Below are 22524 nucleotides of genomic sequence, written 5' to 3'. Positions count from 1 at the left end.
CTCCTTTGTTTTCCCGCATTGGAAAAATCAGCAACAATACGTTGCAATTGTATTGCTCTGGCACAAATTGTGCCCATGAAGGATGACGTGAGCAAGTCAGTGATTTAGTCTAAAAAGAATGAGGTGAGCTAGGCAACGTCTATTTCTACCTAGTGCCTGTCATAATTGTAAGGTAATTCTTTAAGTTGAATAGGTTGAATAAATTAAATTTATCCAACCTATTCACGGGCTTTATTGATTATGAATGTGTTTTGCGAGTACAAATTTTACGAAGCAATAACAGCGGCATAAAGAAAATAAACAGTAACGATCCACCACCTCCTGAATTACTTACTGATACAGGTTCAAAGGTGACTTTTGTAACAAAACCTTGATCACTACCATTCGATGCACTTTCATCTTTTGTGTAACGCCAGATAACTTCATTGGTGTTTTCAGTTAATAGATAGGAAAATGCTTGAAATTCACCAATGCCTGAAATTCTATTAATGTTTCTTCCATTAATTATCAATGATAAATAATCAAAATTAATTTCTGAGCTAACCGCCCATTCAAAACTTAACATTCCCGTGCCTGTTATTTCAGCAATAAGCACGGTTTCTTGATTATCGGTAATTCTTGCTGTTTGTAAAATAGTACTGTTTGCTTGGAGGGCCCACTCTGCATCACCGCCAGTAAACCACTGGGTATTACTGCTTACAAAATTCGCTTGTTCGGCAATAGCGGCAATATCACTCACTGGTACACCTGTAAAGCTACTCGTTAGTGTCACCGCATCGGTTAAATCACTGTCAATACTGATCGTTGCTTGGCTAATACCGGTTGCGGTTGGCGCATAAGTAATCACTAATGGGCAAGTTGTCCCTGCTAAAATAGTGTCACAGGTGCCTTGCGTGTAAGAAAATGTATCTGATCCAGATAGTGCCAAAGTAATATTGGCAGTTTCTGCCGCATTATTCGCAATCAAGAGTGTTTGCGTTGATGTCGCATTGATTGGGGTGTAAGGGTAGTTCAATTTATTTTTAAGATAGAGGTTGCTAGTAACCGCTGTTATCCAGCTCGCATAATTTGCAACACGAGTATAGACACCAGGGTTGCCTGCTGAAGCACAACCTGCTCCCCAGCTGACAATACCGATTTGCTTCCAACGACCAGCATGATGATAAACTAACGGACCCCCACTATCCCCTTGGCAAGAGTCTTTTCCACCCGAAACAGGTGCCGCACAAATCATCGAGGATGAATCGTAATTCGCGCCCAAATTAGTGCTACACGCGGCATCGGTTTGTAACGGTAATTCAACCTCTTTTAATATGTTAGATAAAGCGGGTACTACTTCTTGACCGGGAGAATAACCGACTGTAGATCCCCAGCCCATTGCGGTGACTGAGTATTCACTCGCAACGGCCAACGTTGTATTATTTGCATCAAGCAAGGTGATAGGGGTTACATCGTTTATTGGTGTATCTAGGTGGAGTAGGGCAATATCATCACCGCTTGCGTTATCCGAAGGATCATAGTTCTCATGCACACTAATATTAATGATATTGGTTGTCGCAGTGGCTGGGGTTGATTTTTTATCATATTCACCCACTTTGACAGTGACAGCACTGCTAAGGATAGGTGTACCACTATTGAATAAGCAGTGCGCAGCTGTTAACACGGTATTGCTGTTAATCAATGAACCGCCACAAACAAAACCGCCTGCATTGACGCTGACTACCCAGGGCCATTTTCCTTCTATACTGTCTACACCACCGACAATACGTGTGGAAATATCATCATTGGCCATTAATAATGGGCTTTGTAAGAGCAGGAGTAGGATTAATGCCCTGTTGAATTTTTTCATTATTATTCCTTTAAATTAGCGATAGCAGTGAGACTTCTCATTATGACTATCGTTCTATCAAACCTTGAGAATAAAATATGTCACTCTGTTAATGTAATTTTAATACCTGATTAACCATTGTCTAATATGACAATGCACATTTATATTGTTCTATAAAATGATCTATGTAATGTTATGTGTGCTGGTTGTTAATATCAGGGGTAACAAGTTATGAAGTATTATATTAAGCAGGGTATTGCTTTTTGATGAAGGGCGAGTTATTTAACAATCAAAATATTACCGTTGACGGCACATATTTTCACATGTTGCTGAACATCAATGCTTTCATTATCACTGTCTTCAGCTAAACGTGCGGTCCAGTTAACACCAGAATGACGGACTGAACCGGCAGAATGTGTCACGGTTTCACTGACTGCCACAATTTGCCCAATCATATCACTGCTGTTATCACTGACTTTACCGGTCCCTTGGAACTGTTTAAGCGGTCCCCACATAAGTAAACTACTTAAGACTGTAAAAATACCCACAAACAGTAATTCCATTTCCCATGTAGAAATAAGGTTAAGTGAGACCAATGCGCCTGTTAATGCACAGCCCATCGCGAAGAACAATAACGGACCACTTAAGCCAATTAAGGTAAGTTCAACAAGCAGTGAGACACCTGCTAGCAGATATAATAATTTATCATGGTTTGAAAAAAGATAATCAATCACAGTATCCATCTTGTTCTCCTTTGATTAGTCGGCCACTTTTAATGAGCTAGAAACAGCGATCGCTTGTGCAACAGTATTTGCGATGTTTTCACCGGTATTACCGTCAGTTAATACAATGGTTCCTTCATGGGCAATCGCCGCATGTGCTTTTATGGCATCTTGTGCCAGTGTTAATTCTACGGCTTTTTTACCTTGGGCCGTTGAAGCTTGCTCACCAATCACTTTAAGCGCGCTTGCTTCTGCTTCTGCAACAAGACGAATCGCTTCCGCTTTACCTTGTGCTTCTAATACGCGTTTCTCTTTTTCAGCTTCAGCTGCTAATACTTGCTCGGCTTTTGCACCTTCTGCATCAAGGACACGCGCTGCTTTTAAGCCTTCAGCTTCAGTAATTGCCGATGTTTTAACACCTTGTGCGGTTAAGATAACGCTACGTTTTTCACGTTCTGCGGTCATCTGTTTTTCCATATCTTCTTTGATTGACTGTGGTGGCGTGATATCACGAATTTCATAACGAGTGACCATGACACCCCAAGGTTGAGTCGCTTCAGTCATCGCACCTAAAATTTGTGCATTAATAGTGTCACGATTCTGGAAACATTCATCGAGCTCCATTGAACCGATGGCGTTACGCATTGATGTCATTGCGAGTTGAATAACGGCTAATTTGTAGTCTGTTACATTATTTGTGGCGGCACCTGCATCAATGACTTTCATAAATAATATGCCATCAATTTGCAGAGTAATATTATCTCTAGTAATCGCAGATTGTGATGCGATATCCAGAGATTGCTCTTTTAAATTACGATCTGCGGCGACGCTTTGAATAAAAGGAATAATGAAATTAAGGCCTGCGTTTAATGTGCCTGAGTATTTACCCATGGTATAGATAACATAACCGCGATTTTGTGGTACAAAATAGATACCTTTTTTAATGGTAAATAATAGAACAGCAACAAACCAAAGCCAGGGTGATGTTGTAATAGAAAGTAATTCGTTCATATTTAACCTCTTAGTTAATGTAAATAAAATAATTTGTGACATTTAATGCCTTGATTAAATCATTTTTTACTCAACTTAGAAAGGGCTATTTAGCAAATCGTGACATATTATGCGATATTGTCGCGTGGATCATGAAACATGGTATTAAGCTCATCGAGGTATTTATCTAATCCTGCTTGTTCGACGATATGAATACAGCCTCGTTCTAGTGATATCTCGCCTTTTTTCTCTAACGTCTTTAACACTTCGTTAATGCGCGGGCGAGATAATCCCGTCACTGTACTTAGTTGTTGTTGCGATATGCGAATGGAAGGCGTTGAACCTAATAACACCGGGGTATATCGGGCGAGTTCCAGCAAGGTATAAACAATACGACAGGTTTTATCATGTAACGCGGTGAGTTGTGATTGCATTATTTTAGGTTGAGTATTACCAATACAATAAAATAACCATTGATACACTTCCGGTGAAGTCATACTTAATTTCTCAATTTTGTCGCGAGGGAAATACAGAAACTCAATCGGTGTTAATGTTTCTGGTACTAGAAATAAGCTTTTTTCTCTAAACAGTGAATTTGCACCAATCCAATCCCCGCCACCAAACACACAACCGCGAATATTCTTCATATTAGAGGTGGTGTAAGAGAAGGTCGCTAAACCGCGGATAAAATAATAAACACCTGGATGCTGAGGTTTTGCATTGGTGGACACTTGTGGAGTGAAATTATCCCCGTAGTAGGCGATATTGAGTAGTTTTTCTTTTACCGTTGCAGAAAGCGAGGTGGGCCATTTTATTTTTTCAACGTCATATTGCTGCATTTAATACTCAAACTTATCGGTAGGAGTATTAAATATAGCAAAGGCGAGTCAATATGTTAATGCAATATAACGATCACTGGCTTAGCTTGCTCGCTTGCTGGTTGATGATTTTATTGAATCTTTATATAAAAGTGAAAATGCTTGTTCTGAAATGGGCTTCGAAAGGTAATAACCCTGCAATAAATCACAGCCCATATCAACTAACGCATCCTGCGTCGCTTGATCTTCAACGCCTTCAGCAACAATGCGTAATCCCAAACTTTTAGCGATAGCAATCGAGCCTTTTACCGCGGCCATCTGTTTATTATCAGACATCATATTGTTGGTGAATGATTGGTCTATTTTGAGCTCAGTAAAAGGACTATAAATTAACTGGCTTAAAGAAGAGTGACCGGTACCAAAGTCATCAATGGAGACTTCAACACCATTAAGGCGCAAACGGGTTAAGTTCTCTAATGATTGCGCTAAGTTTGGCGATAATTCCGTTTCTGTCACTTCAACAGTGAGGTATCGATTAGGCAATTTATAATGCGCAAGCAATGACAGTACCATATCGGTAAAGGTGACATCGGCTAAATCGGAATGTGAAACGTTGACTGAAATATGCAACGGCCAACCATTTTGGTGCCAATTTGCACAGCGATGAATAGAATTATCTAGCATCATCTTGGTTAACTGCGTGCCTAAATTGAGCTGGTAAACGCGGTCTAAAAAATAATAGGGCGTTAATAAACCATGTTCAGGATGTTGCCAGCGAATCAGCGCTTCTGCGCCGGTTATTTGTAATGCTTCACGTTCAAAATGCGCTTGAAAATGTGGCGTAAATTGATCGTCTTTAAACGCATTGATTATATCGCTGTCATTTATTTGAATATTGCATTGATTCGTACGTACATGCTCTTTAGGTAGATTAGAAAAAAGATGTTGTAACTTAGCAATACTAATGGGCTTATTTAAGTTAGTGATTCTTTGTAAACCATAATAATTAGCCATGCGCATCACTGCTTGCTGAAGGTCCGGGGCAACAGAGCTCGACAGCACAATATAGGCATCAGTCTCTTTTTGTGCAAGACGACGGAGCAACTCGATACCATCCATTTCAGGCATATTAAGATCGCATAAGATAAGATTCGGCTGGTGGCCAGCCGTTAAATAGTCGATCGCCTGTTTACCATTATTAACAATGTGTACAGGGGCATCACAGGTTTTTTGCAGCATGCTTTTTAATGTTTTTTGTTGAAAAACATCGTCTTCAACGACTAATATATGTGTAATTTTCATCATATTTACCGGTTTAAGCGACTGACTTAACAAGTTTAAACTGCTTGCTGAGGCGTTGATTATTAAGTATGAATGCTTTTGTTTCTGCAATACTACTATGGCGTAGTTGTTCAAAACAATACAAGGCTAAACTACGAACTTCTTGTTTGCTCCATGACTTAGGCCATGCCTTTGTCAAGTTGTTGTGCAGTAAAGCCAGTGTTTCAAGATCGTTACTATTAAGCGTTAACGCACGCAAAAGCAACAATACTGATCGCTCAAAATATTCTTCTTTTATCAATTTTGACGCTTGTTTTTTGAACTCATCAGCTTCACTGTTATTACTTTCAACTTGGTTACACCATCTTGCATAATAAAAATGCAGGGCTTTATCTTCTAATATTTGTGTCTCTTGTAAAAGAGGCGTTATGGCTTTCGAGGTTAATCGATATTCTTTGCTTAAACCCAGTAAAAGCTGCGTTTTTGATAACTCAATTAAGCAGATCGCTTGTTCAGTATGTTCAGGGTTTACTGAAAGCCATGATTGATACTCGCTTAACATCAGTTTGGCTTTTTTATGTGCGCCACGTAATGTATAAAAACGGGCCATTGCAATTAATTCCATCGCTTTATATTGTGTTTGAATAAATTGTGTACGCCATACTTTACATAACAGCATAAAGCGATCGCTGTGTAATTTTTTGTCTTTTACGTCGCAAAATTGTAATTGGTCAAGGCAAATCATGGCCGCCAGTTGATGTATTTCTATGGTGTCACGAAATGAGTTTTGCACACGAAGCTTGGTTGTTTTTATGGCATCGGCTGCGGCACTTATTTGAAAGTCTGCCAACGCAATCATGGTTTTTATTTTATGGCGTTGAATATTATTTGGTGAAGCTTTGACTGACTCTGTGATTGTTTCTAATGCTTTAGAGAACTGGTTTTGCTCAAAATACTGAGTGGCTAATAGGTGCAATGCGGCTGTTTTGTAAGCTGGCTCAGCGATAAGTGACGTTAATAATTGTTCACTATATTGGAAGTGGCGTTGTTCAATAAACACCTCTGCTAGTAACAGTGTTATTTGTGCTGAGTTTGATCCTTTACGCAGAGTAATTAAAAGATTTCGTGCATCATTTGTCTTGCCTAATTTTAATAACGCTTTGGCTTTAATGATCTGTGCATTAAAGGCAACATCCTGGCCTAAAAATATCGCTTCTTCAGCAAAGGTTAAACTCTCGGTAAACTGCCCATTAGCAAAACTCGTTAACAAAGTTGATAACGAGGTTTTTTGTTTACCAATACCTGGCAGTCTTTTACTAAAAGTTGAGTAACTCAATGGCTTAACCATATAACCATCGGGTGATAATTCAGCAAATCCACGTACCACATCAGACGAAGCATCACCGGTAACGATCAACAGAATACAATCGGCAGCTAATAGCTTTTTATGTTGCAACTCATCAATCAGCTGATGACCATTTTTAGCGTCGCCTAAATTATAATCACACATCACCAATTGGAAGTTTTGTGTGGCACATTTTTTCAACGCCATTTTGGCATCGTGCGCAAGGTGGACTTGTTTTTGACTAAAACCAAATTTTAATAACATGCCTTGGGTCGCAGTACGATACATAGGGCAATCGTCAATGACTAAAATAGGGCGTGTTTTATCAAAATTAAAATTACTCATCAATGCTTCCACTTTTCTAATGCAGGTTCTAAAGAAGTCGCATTATGAGGTTATTAATCACACAACTCTGTTCTTTAAAGAACAGAGTTGTGTGATTAATACAAATAGAATAGCGGTCCATGTTACCCATGCTACCTCAAGATGCTTTGTCAGGCACAAGCTCGATAACCAGAGCAAGGCACAACATGAGGTAACCGTTAGAACGTTAACTACGTGAACCTTCTAACGGTAGGATTAAAAAAGACGTTAATCCCTTATTGTTATTCACTTTTCGATTGTTGTAACGCTGGGTTGCCATGGTTGAATAACAAGCGAGCTTGCGCCCCGTAGGGCAAGGTAACTTGTACCCATCTACGTCGTTATAAAATATCGACTTAGAATGCTAGGCTTCAATTTTATGCCTGGTATCTCGGCACAATTTCCCTTGCTGACTTTGCATCTTGAAGTAGCATGGGTATTTATAGGAGCACTTAGGTTTGAATTTAACCGCTATACGAAAATATCCTTTACTCATAATGCTGGTTTTATTAAGCGTTTTTAGTCAAGTAAACGCTGCCGAACAAGTAACAACAGGTAAGGTATCTGCCCTTACTAAGGTGATTGTTGGATTGCCGCAGAGCCGTGCTGTTGCTGGCGTTGATCAATACCAGCAATTGACACAGTTTATCAAGGCATATTGGCTGTATTGGGGTGAACAATATAATTACCATGTCAGCTTTGCTGAATACCCGGTTAATGAAATGCAAAGTGCCTTAAATCGACATGATATCGATATTATTTCGACGGGTTTTTATGAATCAAAAAATCGCTCAAGTTATTTGTATAGTATTCCGTATGTGGCCTTAAAAACGGTATTGTATCGCCATGTTAATGCCCGAGAAACACACAAAACTATTTCGGTATTAGAGCCTAGTTTCTTTCAAACGACGATCGGTAACCGCTTGCAACGAAAGAGTGTGAGTAGCAGTACACGCTTGTTTAGCAATGAGTCTGATTATGTATGGTCATGGGCGCCTCTTGTTGCCCAAGTAGAGTATGAAAAAAGTGCCTATTACGGTAATTACATTTCTGAATATCTCGATGAAAGTGTGCCTCTGCGCGCCATTACACGTTATTTCGAAAAAGACTTAATGCTGGATATCAATCGAGGCATTCGTAATTTAGACCAACAAAAATTAGTGTTTATATGGGAGCGTTTATTTACCGCGGATAGCAATGTGTTTGAATTGTTGGCGGGTAGTTATGAAAAGGGCATTAGCCAATCTATACAGGAAGCGTTGGTAGATAATCCAGTATTAACCTTTGCTTATATGGCGCAGGGTGCAGCTCCCTATTTTATTGAAAATGATATCACTGTAAAAGGGTATTATATTGAGTATCTTGAAGCGCTTAGCGCTTCGATGGGCATTACTTTTGAAGCAAAACGTTATGATTCATTTAATGAAATACTTGAAGCCTTAAAGAAACAACAAGTTGATATTTTCCCCGGGTTATTTAAAACAGATAAACGCTCTAATTATTTGCAATTTACTCAAGGTATCGACCAAGCGCAATTAGCCATCGTTAGTTACAAGTCTTACAACGCCATCGAAAAACTAACCGGATTACATGTCGCGGCTGTGCGCGGTTTACATGAAACGGAAATGTTAAAACGTTATATACCAGGTATTAAACTGTCTATTTTTGCAACCTCAGAGGAAGCGATGTCTGCCGTTGCTAACCGAGATGTAGATGCCTATTTTGGTAATATTTTAAATATTGCAAATTTAATGGCCACTATGCACGTGAGCAATTTAGATATATATAAGATAGACGATATCAAAGACGACTTAGTATTACGTATTGGTGTTAATAAAAAGAACAGTAATTTTGTCACGCTTTTAAATTCGGGCATTCAACGCCTTGGTGTCGATTTTCAAGAGACCTTACATTTAGGTTGGCAACAACAGTTATTAACCTCATTAGATGATAATTTCAAATCACGCATCGTTGATAGAATCGTCATTATTAGTGTCATTGTGTTGCTGATTTTTGTATTACTGTTTGTGCTTTATCAATGGCAGTATCGCACGCGCCGAGAGCAACAAATTAAAATAGAAAAAGCCCTTAAAAAATCTGAAATTGCAACGGATAAAGCGGTTGAGTTAGCCAGATCAAAAACTGAGTTTTTAGCTCGAATGAGCCATGAAATTCGTACACCCATGAACGGTGTTTTAGGGATGGCTGAAGCACTTACTTTTACCGAACTTTCAGCTGAGCAAGATGATTTACTAAGCACGCTTAATAGCTCTGCACGTAATTTAATGGCCTTACTGAACGACGTACTTGATTTTTCTAAAATGGATGCTGGAAAATTAACCCTTGAAACACTGCCAACAGACCTTAAGGCAGTATTGCAGGGCGTGATGGATACGTTTCGTCATAAGGCGGCATCAAGTGGTTTAAATTTTAATTTATTTGTAGATGAAAAGCTGAAGCAAAACTACGTCACTGACGGTATTCGCTTGATGCAAGTGGTTAATAATATTATTTCTAACTCCTTAAAGTTTACAGAAAAAGGTTACGTAGAGCTGCGCCTGCAGTTGATTGATGATCACTACTCTGAGCTAGACGGGACGGTAAAACAGCTGATTCATATCGAAGTCAGAGACAGTGGTATCGGTATTCCGGAGAATAAATTAAATACTTTATTTGACCCCTTTGTACAAGCCGAAGGTGATATTACCCGTCGCTTTGGTGGAACTGGGCTGGGTTTAAGTATCTGTAAAGAAATCGTTGATGAGATGCAAGGCACGATAACCGTGCATTCTAAAATCGGTTTTGGTAGTGTTTTTACCATTGCATTACCGTTAACAGCAGTTGATGTGCCAGTACAAGATAAACGCCTGGATCTTGTGAAAGCTAAACCACAAGCTTCTGCACATTTATCAAGGTTAAAACTGTTATTAGCAGAAGATAATGCCGTTAATCGCAAAGTGATTGAAGGACAACTTAAGCGCTTAGGTATTACTGACCTTACGTTAGCCGTTAATGGTGCAGAGGCACTTGAATACTTTAAAAATGATGATTATGACATTGTTATTTCTGATTGCCATATGCCTGAAATGGATGGTTTCGAGCTGGCAGGCGAGCTAAGAAAACTAAAAATAGATCAAAAACCTTGGATCATCGCGTTAACAGCAGATGCATTAAGTGGTGCGTCTAAACGTTGTATTGATGCCGGATTTGATGATTACCTCTCTAAGCCTTGTCCGTCTGAAGTATTAGAAAATAAATTGCTCGCGGGATTAATGAAAATTTATCCAGAAACGAGTACTCCACTCAATATTGAAGAATTATCGCTGTTACCAGAGGTCGCTGATTCGTTCTTGAGTGATGATGATTTTGCGTTGTTATTTAATCAAGATAAACAAGCTGACGTGATCAGTGATTATGATTTTGATGCGATATTTAATCAAGAAATACAGAGTGATAGTACAAGTACGAATGACAGTAGCGCTAACCTTGATATTGATATTGATATTGAGATGGGCATGGAAAGCATCAGTGGTCTCGACCTAGACCTTGAAATTGATGTTGGCAGCGATCTTACAGACTTCTTTCCTGTTCAAGAACAAGAACAAAAAAGTGTAGAGAGTAGGGCGCATTCATATGGATTCACACACTTAGATATTGACCATGTATTTGAATCTAATGCAGGTGATGAAGAGTTAATTGGCATTATATTTCAGGCCTTTTTACAGGGAGTGGAAAATGATTGCAAAGAGGTTGAGGCGTTACATAAACAGGAAAACATACAAAGCTTACAAAGTTGTGCACATCGAATCAAAGGTTGTGTTTTATATTTAGGTGCCTCTCAATTAGGTGACGTAGCTTGTGAGTTAGAGTTACACGCGCTGAGCTATTCTGAATCTGAACTGACTGAAAAAGTAACTGCGCTTTGCTCTGGCCTGTTATTACTAGCCACTGAAGTTTGTGGCTACCAAAACAAAAATATGGAGAAAAATAATGAAGTGGCATAATAAATTTGATAATCGTTTAATGCTCTTATGTAGCTCAATTTTTTTGTTTTTCTTTGTTGTTAATAGCTCACTTGACCTGTTTGAATATAAGTCTGAGCAGAAACATTGGCGCGATACAAATGCTGAAAAATATAAACGATTTTTTATCAATCTGTTCAATAATGAATACGAACAGTTGTTAGAATTTGTGTACTCTTATGCAAGTGATGATCAGCTTTATCAAATTGTGAATAATCATCAAACCTTGAATAAATTTTCTGCCTCCTTTGATGATTGGTCGATTACCAGTACGTTACTTCACAGTCAAAACGAACGCTATATTAAACAGCGACTCGCGCCGTCATTATTAGCTAATAATCAATTTAACACGGTATTCGTACAAGATAATAATGGTCAGATCATTCATTCAGTGAGTGACCTGGAACTATCGCTTCACCGAGAACTGAGTGGCCTCATGCAAGAGGTTAATAACGATAATAAAAAAGGCTTAGTGATCGTACAGCAGCGTATTTTTTATTATGTTAAAACACCTATTTTTGATTCACAAAAAAATTATACCAGCAATGGTTACTTGACGGTATTCTCACTGTTAAATGGGAAAAAGGTCGATAATATTAGTCAAAGTATGGACAAATCTCTGTTTTTAATTGATAGCGAAGCGATGCAAAAGAATGTGCGCTTTAAATTAGATGATAGCTTAGTCGCCCGTGAAATCAATAGACAACAACTTGCCTATTTTGACTCATTTACTTACGATTTATTTGCCGATGCTGAGTTGCTACTGCCGTTTAAAATCAACCTAAAACTGACGGTTAATAACAATAGAATAACGACGTTTTATATCCGCCTAGCGATACAGTTAGGTGTGTTTTTATTGAGTACTTTTGTGGCTTTATATTTAATAAAACGTTTTGTGACTAAGCCGTTAGGGAATTTACTCCGTGACATGCACATGGCTGAAACAACCTTAAAATTACCCGAACAACGTCATAGTAATTTTTTACTTAATAGTGAATTAGGGGGGTTATATACGACCTTTGAATCTTTATTTTTGCGTCTTGATGAAAAACATAAACTTAATGAAGCCTTATTAAATGCCATTGGCGATATTATTATTACCGTAGATGATCAAGGGCTCATTACTTATGTTAATCCGCCGGCGGAAAAGTGGCTTGGTTTTGATCAACAGGCACTGCTGACACAACCGTTGTCACTGTTTTTGGTTAACCTTAAACAAACGGAAATGAGTGCGACACATTGGTTGTATAACGCGTTGAATAAACAACAGGACTTTCATCAGGAGTGTTTGTTACGCCGTTTAGCCGATGATAAATTAGTGGATAAAATGGAAGTGATTGTACGACCGCTGGTGGGCCTAGACCATGTTTCTGGTGCGATGGTTATTCTACGCCGTAGTGAGGCTGGGTTAAGTCTTGTTAGTTAAGCTGCTTTGTTAATATTGCAGAAGGTCAGTAATACACCTTGTTTTAGTATTATTAAGCGCTAAAAAAAGGGGGTTAAGTAAAATACTTAACCCCCTTTTTGTTTTTATACCAATTCAATTATATATTGTAATTGGTATTATATGGCGGTGTGATTAAGCACGGCTCATGAATTTCTTTTCTGCTGTATTAATTTTAATTGTCTCATCGCTCGCAATGTACTCAGGTACTTGTACGATTAAACCTGTTTCTAGTGTTGCAGGTTTAGTACGTGCGCTAGCTGATGCACCTTTGATAGACGGGTCAGTTTCTGTAATCGTCAGTGAAACAGTTTGTGGTAATTCAAGTGCAACGGCTTGGCCATCAATCACTAAAACTTGTAAACCTTGTGTTGCTTCAGTGATAAACAGTAATTCATCTTCAATTTGCTCTTTTGAGAAATTGTAAGGTGTGTAATCTTCATTATCCATGAACACCAGCTCATCACCATCTGCGTAAGAATACATTACGTCACGATGAATAAGGTCGGCCATTGTTAACATGTCGCCATCTTTAAATGTTTCATCGGTTTTAGCACCGGTCACTACATTGTACATACGCATGCGGTATAAACTACCACCGGCACGGCCTTGAGGTACTGAACGTTCAATGTCTTTAATGATATAAACACTGTTGTTAAATTCGATAGCGCTATTCTTTTTTACATCACTTGCTTTTGGCATTGCTAGATTCCTTGATTAAATGTTTAGTCGTTTTTTAGTGCTTTATTCACTATATGCAACGTGCAGGTTTAGGTAATCCTGCTATTTTTGTTGCTTGTTTTGCGGGACCTTCTGGAAATAAACGGTAGAGATAACGGCTGTTAACTAACTCTGCACCATACTTTTTTTGCATCGCTTTGACGAGTGCTCGAATAGCGGGAGAGGTATTAAATTCAAGATAGAACTCACGTACAAAAAATACCACTTGCCAATGTTCATCGGTCAATAAAACAGATTCTAATTGAGCAATCTCTGTGGCTAAAGCTTCCGTCCACTGTGTTGAATCTAAAAGATAACCTTGGCTGTCTGTTGGGTATTGTTGGCCGTTAAATAACACGTTTATTCCTATTTTTTACTTTCTGGTTGTTGAAGTCTACCTGTTGTAATAGCACTTGTATATCTAGGGCCGTAAATGCGATTAAACGCAGTTGCTCAACGATTAATAATGCTTCACCTGAAAGTGTTGGTTTGTAGTTTTCAAACTCTTCGATGGTAATGACCAGTTGTGCTTCATCGACTTGTTGTGGGTTATAGGCGAAGGCTATTTGTTTAGCCGTTGCACTAATTAACCCTTGTAGCGCGATATTGTGCTCAAACTCGTCGAACTTATGACGATGTGATGCAAGTGCTGCAATATAGGACACTAAGGCATCACAGCGATTCACTAAGGCATAAACTTCGCGGTTAAGCTTTTGTTTTGAAGTGGGCTCAAAAAGCATACTTTGCCATGCACAGGTTAACTTCGCATCTGCTTGAAAGGTTTGAAAGCGGGTTAAGCGATAGTTTAAGTTTTCACTGCGCCCAAATTGATACTGCTGACTGACCACATTAAAATAGCGATTACTTAAGGTTAACAGGTCCCTTACTAACGAAGGGAAACGTTGGAATTGCCAATCGGGAAAAATGAAACTAATCGCTAACACACTCAATATACAGCCCAGTAGCGTTTCTAATATACGTGCCGGTAAAATATCGATGCCAGTGCCGGTTAATAGATTAAAAACAAACATCACAAACAAGGTAATAAAGATAACCGCCAATGCATAATTAGTGCGTAAATAGTTAAAGAAGAAAAAGGCACTGGTAATCATAAAAAAGACCTGAATCCAACTGTTATCAACTAACAGTAAAACCGGATAACCGAGTAATATGCCCGCTAGAGTACCCAGTGTTCTTTGCATTAGGCGCTTACGTGTTTCACTAAAACTGGGCTGACAAACAAATAACACAGTGAGTAAGAGCCAAAAACCATGTTCAAGTTGAAATGCCTGCTGAATAACAAAGGCCAGTACTAAACTGATACTGATACGTATTGCATGTTTGAAAGTACTATTGCTTGGCGACATCGCGTTTATCAGCGTTTTCCAGTACGCGGGTTTGACTGCATTTTCGGTGTCTAAGGTAATAACAGTGAGTTCACTTTGTTGGCTGACTGACTTTAATAAATCATCTACACCTTGTAGATTTTCATAGATAGCTTGTAACGCTAACATTGCTTCGTGATTGTCTTCAGTCAGCTGTAGTCGTTGTTTGAGTAATTTTAATTGGTCTGCCAGTGCTTTCATGGTCCAGGCTAATCGGCGTGAATGTTGGTAATGTTTTTTATCATTGATTGCTACACCCAATTGGAAACAATCTTCGCTGAGTTCTAAAAATAACTGGTGATAACCTTCTAATATTTGGCTTTTACCAAAACTATTTTCTAACTGACTGTATAAATATTGGCTCGCGGTAATACGTTCATGAATTTGTTCGGCGACAATATAGAAGTGATTTAATTGCTGTAGTTCATTTTGTTTTTGGCAGACATTAAAACGCGATTGTATGATGTTTTGCGATTGCTGTAGACGCGCCATAATTGAAATGTTACGAATTGCCAATTGTTGGCGAATCGCATACAAGGCTTGTTGGCTATGTCCTTGTACTTCATTAAACAGAGCTGATTTTTGCTGTTTGTAACGGCTCAATGAGAAAAATAGCTGTGCGAGTTGTTCGCGCAGTGAGCGGTTGGGGTTATAGAAATTCCAAATAATTGAAAATAAGCCATACCAAAGTGCACCGATGGAAAGTAGTAGGGGTTGTACAAACCAGGCAATGCCATCTTGGTGTCCGATCATCGTATAAATGGCGATTAAAATGGAACCAAATCCCACCTTACTGTATTGCGTCCCTAATGCGCCGAGCATCATAAAAACAAAACTTGAAGATAATAAACCCAGTGAAAATAACACCGGGTAAGGCATTAATAATTCGACACATGATGAGGCAATGAAAAAACAGGTCAAAATAGCAGCCATGAATTTTCGTCTTCCTATGTGGTTATCATCGGTTTCTACAATGGCACAGGCCATCACGCCTAAACAAAGTGAGATAGAAATATTTAATGCAGGTTGGTCGAATACTTTTGATGTGAAGTTGCCAATAGAGGGAATAAACGTAATAACCATGGCAATAAAAACGCGAAAACCGGCATGAATATTTGAGTCTGAGATAAGGCGACGTAACAATGGAGATAATGCAATGTTCATACATTCCCTTAGAAAAATGAAAAGCAGTGTAGCGAAGCTTCAGAATAAACCTTTGATCTTAATCTTTATATTAACCCTTTTAATTAATAAATCAGCTGGTTTTTTAATACTTTGGGCGCTTATCTAATGCAATTTATGTGACATCAATGCTCAGTTTTGCGATAATGCGCACAAATGGAACCTCACTTTTTACTTCAACATATAGAGAATGGAACATGTCTGCACAAATCATTGATGGAAAAGCAATTGCGGCTGCAATTACGGATAAAGTAGCACAAGGCGTTGCACAGCGAGTAGCAAAAGGATTACGTGTTCCTGGATTGGCAGTAATACTAGTGGGTGGCGACCCTGCATCACAAATTTATGTGGGAAGTAAACGTAAAACCTGTGAGAAAGTAGGCTTTACATCAAAAGCATTTGATTTACCTGCAAGCACGTCACAGGATGCACTTTTAGCCTTAATTGATGAATTAAATGCAGACGCAACGATTGATGGCATTTTAGTCCAATTCCCACTGCCTGATGGTTTAGATGAAACGACAGTGATTGAGCGTATTCATCCTAACAAAGATGTTGATGGTTTCCACCCTTATAATGTTGGCCGTTTAGCACAACGCATTCCATTATTACGCTCTTGTACACCGCGTGGCATGATCAGTATGCTTGAAGCCATTAGTGTCGATATTCGTGGTAAACATGCCGTTGTTGTTGGCGCATCTAATATCGTCGGTCGCCCAATGACATTAGAGTTGTTACTTGCTGGTTGTACAACAACAACCTGTCACCGTTTTACCGAAGATCTACAAAGTCATGTTGAGCGTGCTGAAATTTTAGTGGTTGCACGTGGTAAAGCTAACTTTATTCCTGGTGAGTGGGTAAAAGAAGGCGCGATCGTACTCGATGTGGGTATTAATCGTTTAGAAAACGGAAAAATCACGGGCGACGTTGAATTTGATGTTGCTAAAGAGCGTGCTGCTTGGATTTCACCGGTTCCCGGTGGTGTAGGTCCAATGACAGTAGCAACGTTGATCGAAAATACGTTACTTGCATGTAATGAATTCCATAGTTAAATAATGCTCTCTTAACAAATTAACTGATGAATTATGTTTGTATTCATCAGTTATAGAACAAAAGTGTGAGGCCTCGCAAATTCCCTTGTGTTGAAATGCGGTATTTAGTGAACTAAAAATGCCGCTTACAGATAATATCGTAGTGACCTATTGTAATTAGTTGAAATAACTCTATTCCAACTAGCATTTATAGCTTAGGTTAATAGAGAAACTACGGTAAAGGAATAGCGGATGGCACAATCTAATCACACAAAAAACAGTAGTGACGCTTACGATCTGGTAAATAACGAAGCTGTTGTGGACATCGCTAATTATCAAAACCCCGAAGAAAAAGTTAGCTCTGAAAGCTCTGCATTTGAACAAGTAATGTCACAAATGAATATTGCTGATCGTCATGCGTTTGATGTGCAATATGAAAAATACTGGCAACAGGCGAGTGAAGAGGGCGAATTACTGTCTGTACTCATTTGTGAAATTGATTTCTTCAAAGACTACAATGACCATTATGGCCATCAAGGCTCTGCCTTTATGTTATTGGTTATTGGCCTCGCACTTAAAAACACCTGTGAAAAATTTGGCTGCTATTTAGCATGTTACTGTGGCGATGAATTTGCTATTTTAATTAAAGGCGGTGACGTTGAGGCTGCTCATGAAATTGCGGAGTCATTAAGGGTTGCAGTAGAAAAATCACGTACAGAGCATAAACACTCTCAAGTGAGTGATGTGGTCACATTAAGTATTGGTATTTCAAGTGTTTATCCGACATCTATGAAAGTCTTAATGAAAAAATCAGTGATCGCATTACAGTGTGCTAAAAAATCAGGCCGTAATCAGGTAAGCGGTAGTGCTGAACTGAAAAATAAAGAGAATGGATTAGCAAGTAGTGCTATTGAACTTGAAAAAATTTCTGCACCAGAATTGAGTGACTTCGATCGTTTAATGACTGAAATGCAGATTCCTGATCGTCGTGACTTTAATACTTATTTTGTTAATGCATGGCAAGAAGCTTCACGTGATGAAGAGTTATTATCAATGGTTATCTGTGAACTCGACTTCTTTGATGAGTATGCGAAGTTGCATGGACAGCAAACCAGTGAAGACATTCTTTTGATTGCTGCTTGTACACTAAAAAGTAAAAGTGAAGAGTTAGAATGTTTTGTTGCTCGACTTGAAGCACAAAAATTTGTTGCTTTAGTGAAGGGTGGCAATGCAACTAAAGGTTTAAAAGTAGCTGAAGGGTTACGTTCTTCTATTCAAGAGCTCGCAATGGACCATGCTTCTTCTCCAGTGAGTGACTACCTCACAATGAGCTTAGGTTTATCAAGTGTTTTTCCAAGCGATGAAAACTCAATGAAAGCATTGATGTTTAAAGCAGATGCTGCCTTAAGTGATGCAAAATCATCGGGTTATGATCAAGTTAGCGTGAGTTAATAAAAATAACCTTTGTGGTTTCTTAGTGTTTCCTCCATTGATTGTCATGGCTATAACAGACATAAACATTGCTAAGTTGATAACTTAGCAATAAAAAGGCCTCTCACAATACTTATTGTGAGAGGCCTTTTTATTGTCTGCGCATTGGTGAAATTATTTAATGCGGACTTACTACGACTTTGTTTCTGCCTGTATCTTTAGCAATATACAGACCGAGATCAGCTGTTTTGATCCAGTTTTCATAGTTAGGTACGTTACCCGTAATATGAGAAACACCAAAGCTTGATGTTATTTTAACGACTTTATTTTGATGCTTAAGAGCTAATGCTTCAATGCTAGCACGAATACGATCAGCAACAAGTTTGGCACTTTCCAAGTTAGTATCAACCAAGATTAACGCAAATTCCTCACCACCATAACGACCTGCAATATCTGTCTCACGCATGTTTTCTCTAATACAATCAGCTACTTTTTTGATAACTTCATCACCAAACGGATGACCGTAAGTATCATTAACATTTTTGAAGTGGTCAATATCAAGCATGATTAATGAAGAAGGCTGTTGTGTACGAGTATGGCGTTTGTATTCCGCCTGACAACATTCTCTCCAGTAACCTTGATTGTGTAATTGCGTTAAGGTATCAGTATGACTTAAATGCTTTAATTTACGGTTCGCTTCTAAAGCCATTTGTTTATTCAAAGCAACATCTGTGACATCGTAAATAATCAGACAGACTTGTGTGACTTTTTGGGTAATATCACTGAGTGGCAAAAAGGTAACATTCTGATACATAAATTCAGAATTACTGGTAATAGGGCGGTAACTTTTAAATTTAAAAAGGTACGGGCGCTGTTCCCAGGTTGTAAATGCCTTGTTTTTTAATACACAAAGCGTATCCAGTTTTTGCTGTAACCAATCTTTGGGAATATCGGTAAAAAGTTCGTTTAATTTTCTGTCTACAACATGCGCAGTAAGAAGACCAGAATGGTTTTCCATGAAACCATTCCACACTTGAACATTCATCTCTAAATCAATAACCACTAAACCAACATCGATATTTTGCACCATATCGATTAGCCAATGGATATCTTTAAGCTCTATACTTGCACTCATTAGTTTAGTAAGTATCCTATTTTGTTAGTAAGTGTATCAATGGAGTCTTCTGTAAATAACAGTAAAAGATCGCATTTAATATTGTAATTATCAATAGCATAGTTAACTTCTATCGCTAGTGTTTTTTGCCAATGTGCTTGTCTGTCGGTGATTAAATCTTCAACATGACAATGCTGACCTAATACGTTAGGTTGTCCTTGACTGAAATGAATGTCAAGTTGCTCTGCAAGGCCACTTAAAAATGCCCCTATCAGTATATTAGAGATGTCATTCATCACCTCTATTTCAATATGGTCGTCTAGCTTTTCATCATATTTAAGTAACTTAGCCATATCTTTAAAGCTAGAGTCGTGGAATATGATCAGTGCTTCCCCACTAATACCAGAACTGATAAACCCTTGTGAAACCGCTGAGACATTATCGTTACTGGCAATAGAAGTCAGGGCCATGTGTAACTCACTGGTTTCTAGCGTATTTACGTTAGGGATAGGTAATAAAACAAATACATCCAGTAAACGTGCGAGCAGATCACCGGCGCGCCCCATGGCAATATTTGAAATTTCCTGCATGGCATCACGTAAGCCAATGGTAATCTGTGGTTCATCATTTTTATTTTCATTGTCGATTTCAAGAGAATGATGACTACCCGCTTTATAAATACCATACGAGGCTAATAAACTAACTAATTCTTCTTGATTGATGGGTTTTTGAATAAAATCAATGGCACCCAACTCACGTACTTTTTTATGCGCTTCAGGTTGAATATCACCTGAAATAACGATCACAATGGCGGGTAAGTCTTCTTTACAAATTGCTTCTAATACTTGGTATCCATCCAATATAGGCATATTCAGGTCGAGAAAAACAATATCTCCTTTCCCTTGTCGAATAGCCTCGAGACCAAGTTCGCCATTTTCTGCAAAACTGACGGAAATGTCCCAATCCTTTGGGAGAGAGCGCGCGATTGATTTTCGCGCTAATGCAGAGTCGTCACAAATTAAAACGGGTAATGACATAGAACCCCTGAAAATGATAATGGAAAATAAGAGTTTTTAACTAATATAAATAGAATAGGCTAATAATAACATTTAGTGCAGTCATTTTAACGGTTTAACATTTATTTTACATAAATAGAGGAAATTGTGAACTATATTGCAACGAATTCGTTTTAATGAGGATAATCAATGGTTTTGAACTATTTATTGATTATTAATATGTCAATGACATAGGAGATTAATCATCTAAGACGTCATTTAGTCACTTTATAAATTGTACCGGTAATTTATAAAGTGACGATTATTCTATTTATGCCATTGTAGTTGGGCTTATAACAGCAGCTAAGCGTGGAGGCGTTCGTGGCGAATCGCATCGAGCATCTCTTGGGTGGTTTTAATTTTTCTAATTTTATGTAAAAAAACCAGTGCTTGTGGCTGTTGTAAACGCATAAACGTTAACCATTGTTTTATACGATTAGGCAGGTATTTTTCTTTGTCACCGTAAGTTTGAATATATAAATACTCGATCATCAAATCTAAAGTTTGTGGCCAAGTATAAGGCGCTTCTACTTCTTTTATTACTTGCGCTAAATTTGGCATTGCCAGTGAACCTCGGCCAATCATCAAGCGGTCACAGCCACTAATCTCCATGCATCGTTTGGCATCATCAAGACTAAAAATATCACCATTAGCCGTTACCGGAATATTGATGGCTTCTCGTATCTTGGCAATCCAGTGCCAATGTGCGGGCGGTTTATATCCCTCTTCTTTAGTACGTGCATGAACAGCGAGTTCATTCGCGCCTGCTTCTGTTATTGCTTGCGCATTTTCAATCGCTAATGACTTGTCTTCATAACCAAGGCGAATTTTGGCACTCAAAAGTTGATGCGTCGGCATCGCATCACGGACTTCTTTGACTATGTTATAAAGCGTCTCAGGGCATTTTAATAATACCGCGCCACCTTTGCTTTTATTCACCGCTTTTGCCGGGCAACCAAAATTTAGGTCGATACCATCAGAGCCGACTTGTATGGCTCTATTGGCATTTTCTGCCAGACATTGTGGATTTTGACCCAGCAGTTGGATACGTACAGGTGTGCCAGAGAGGGTTTTACTGCCATTGTCTAATTCGGGGCTTATACGGCGAAATACTTTAGCGGGTAATTTCAGTTCAATAACACGTATAAATTCAGCAACACAAAGATCAATTCCACCAATTGAAGTGAGCAACTGGCGCATATGGTGATCCATTACGCCTTCCATCGGGGCAAGAGTGACTTTCATGTAAACAACTACTTAAAATAAAAGGATCGCATTATACCCGTTATCACGCAAGGTGCAAAATCCAACAAGCACTCAGCTAAGGTATTAGGGGCATAAACTCACCGAGTCAGTGGATATACCCATGCAACTTCAAGATGCAAAGTCAGCAAGGAAAATTGTGCCGAGATACTAGGCATAAAATTGAAGCCTAGTCATTCTAAGTCGATATTTTATAACGACGTAGATGGGTGCAAGTTACCTTGCCCTACGGGGCGTAAGCTCGCTTATTATTCAACCATGGCAGCCCAGTGTTACAACAAGCGAAAAGTGAATAACAATAAAGGATTAAAGTCTTTTTTTTAATCCTTTATTGTTAGAAGGTTCACGTAGTTAACCGTTCGATAGGTTACCTCATGTTGTGCCTTGCTCTGGTTATCGAGCTTGTGCCTGACAAGGCATCTTGAAGTAGCATGGGTATATACCTGACGCACTTCAACTTGCAGGTTAAAACCTCTGAAAATTATCGTTAATTCTCATATTTAAATCGGCACCGATTGTAGGTAAAGTAA

At 38.7% G+C, this 22524-nt stretch carries 16 protein-coding genes; 4 read left to right on the top strand and 12 right to left on the bottom strand.

Annotated elements, in window-relative coordinates; translation table 11 throughout:
• Positions 1 to 238: 238 nt before the first annotated feature.
• The 6 genes from CXF74_RS18270 to CXF74_RS18245 all read right to left on the bottom strand — a co-directional run bounded on the left by CXF74_RS18270 (position 239) and on the right by CXF74_RS18245 (position 7329).
• Entirely contained in the window at positions 239 to 1849 is a 1611-nt protein-coding gene (locus tag CXF74_RS18270) for a serine protease (RefSeq protein ID WP_101083961.1), read from the bottom strand.
• A 257-nt stretch (positions 1850 to 2106) separates the two neighbouring features.
• Positions 2107 to 2571: an NfeD family protein gene (locus CXF74_RS18265; protein WP_101083960.1), complete on the bottom strand. Its 465-nt coding sequence runs from the start codon at positions 2569 to 2571 to the stop codon at positions 2107 to 2109.
• A gap of 15 nt (positions 2572 to 2586) precedes the next feature.
• Positions 2587 to 3561, bottom strand: a complete 975-nt coding sequence (locus CXF74_RS18260; RefSeq protein WP_101083962.1) for an SPFH domain-containing protein — start codon at positions 3559 to 3561, stop codon at positions 2587 to 2589.
• A 107-nt stretch (positions 3562 to 3668) separates the two neighbouring features.
• Positions 3669 to 4379 (bottom strand): Crp/Fnr family transcriptional regulator, encoded by a 711-nt coding sequence (locus CXF74_RS18255; protein ID WP_101083959.1) that lies wholly within the window; start codon positions 4377 to 4379, stop codon positions 3669 to 3671.
• A gap of 81 nt (positions 4380 to 4460) precedes the next feature.
• Entirely contained in the window at positions 4461 to 5660 is a 1200-nt protein-coding gene (locus CXF74_RS18250; RefSeq protein WP_198552911.1) for an EAL domain-containing response regulator, read from the bottom strand.
• 13 nt (positions 5661 to 5673) lie between these two features.
• Complete coding sequence (locus CXF74_RS18245; RefSeq protein WP_101083957.1) at positions 5674 to 7329, bottom strand: response regulator; 1656 nt, start codon at positions 7327 to 7329, stop codon at positions 5674 to 5676.
• A 476-nt stretch (positions 7330 to 7805) separates the two neighbouring features.
• Here CXF74_RS18245 and CXF74_RS18240 point away from each other — a divergent pair, with 476 nt between their 5' ends.
• Together CXF74_RS18240 and CXF74_RS18235 are read left to right on the top strand one after the other, a co-directional pair.
• Entirely contained in the window at positions 7806 to 11351 is a 3546-nt protein-coding gene (locus CXF74_RS18240; RefSeq protein WP_101083956.1) for an ATP-binding protein, read from the top strand.
• Positions 11338 to 12795: a CHASE4 domain-containing protein gene (locus CXF74_RS18235; protein WP_101083955.1), complete on the top strand. Its 1458-nt coding sequence runs from the start codon at positions 11338 to 11340 to the stop codon at positions 12793 to 12795. Before CXF74_RS18240 ends, CXF74_RS18235 begins: the two co-directional genes overlap by 14 nt.
• A gap of 153 nt (positions 12796 to 12948) precedes the next feature.
• On the opposite strand, the gene efpL is transcribed toward CXF74_RS18235, so the two are convergent.
• Genes efpL through yccS form a run of 3 tightly spaced genes read right to left on the bottom strand, consistent with a single transcriptional unit; the run spans position 12949 to position 16082 of the window.
• Positions 12949 to 13515, bottom strand: coding sequence for an elongation factor P-like protein EfpL (gene efpL, locus CXF74_RS18230; RefSeq protein ID WP_101083954.1), 567 nt, complete (start codon positions 13513 to 13515; stop codon positions 12949 to 12951).
• Between the two features lie 49 nt (positions 13516 to 13564).
• Entirely contained in the window at positions 13565 to 13891 is a 327-nt protein-coding gene (locus CXF74_RS18225; protein ID WP_101083953.1) for a TusE/DsrC/DsvC family sulfur relay protein, read from the bottom strand.
• The gene (yccS, locus tag CXF74_RS18220) at positions 13881 to 16082 is read right to left on the bottom strand and encodes a YccS family putative transporter (RefSeq protein ID WP_101083952.1); all 2202 of its coding nucleotides are present in this window, start codon (positions 16080 to 16082) and stop codon (positions 13881 to 13883) included. The genes CXF74_RS18225 and yccS overlap by 11 nt, the downstream gene beginning before the upstream one ends.
• Positions 16083 to 16297: 215 nt before the next feature.
• On the opposite strand from yccS, the gene folD reads away from it, so the two are divergent.
• Positions 16298 to 17152 (top strand): bifunctional methylenetetrahydrofolate dehydrogenase/methenyltetrahydrofolate cyclohydrolase FolD, encoded by an 855-nt coding sequence (gene folD / locus CXF74_RS18215; RefSeq protein WP_101083951.1) that lies wholly within the window; start codon positions 16298 to 16300, stop codon positions 17150 to 17152.
• 231 nt (positions 17153 to 17383) lie between these two features.
• Entirely contained in the window at positions 17384 to 18583 is a 1200-nt protein-coding gene (locus CXF74_RS18210) for a diguanylate cyclase domain-containing protein (RefSeq protein ID WP_101083950.1), read from the top strand.
• A gap of 157 nt (positions 18584 to 18740) precedes the next feature.
• On the opposite strand, the gene CXF74_RS18205 is transcribed toward CXF74_RS18210, so the two are convergent.
• The 3 genes from CXF74_RS18205 to CXF74_RS18195 form a co-directional block, all read right to left on the bottom strand.
• Positions 18741 to 19697 carry a sensor domain-containing diguanylate cyclase gene (locus tag CXF74_RS18205; protein ID WP_101083949.1) on the bottom strand — a complete coding sequence of 319 codons (957 nt, stop codon included), beginning with the start codon at positions 19695 to 19697 and terminating at the stop codon, positions 18741 to 18743.
• Entirely contained in the window at positions 19697 to 20713 is a 1017-nt protein-coding gene (locus CXF74_RS18200; RefSeq protein WP_101083948.1) for a response regulator, read from the bottom strand. Before CXF74_RS18200 ends, CXF74_RS18205 begins: the two co-directional genes overlap by 1 nt.
• Before the next feature lie 321 nt (positions 20714 to 21034).
• On the bottom strand, positions 21035 to 21976 hold the full coding sequence (locus CXF74_RS18195; protein ID WP_101083947.1) for a tRNA-dihydrouridine synthase: 942 nt from the start codon (positions 21974 to 21976) through the stop codon (positions 21035 to 21037).
• Positions 21977 to 22524 lie beyond the last annotated feature (548 nt).

The organism is Psychromonas sp. Urea-02u-13, assembly GCF_002835995.1.
In the GTDB taxonomy this organism is placed as follows: Bacteria; Pseudomonadota; Gammaproteobacteria; order Enterobacterales; family Psychromonadaceae; genus Psychromonas.
The sequence above is the reverse complement of the archived record's forward strand: the minus strand, read 5'-3'. Positions and strand labels throughout refer to the sequence as shown.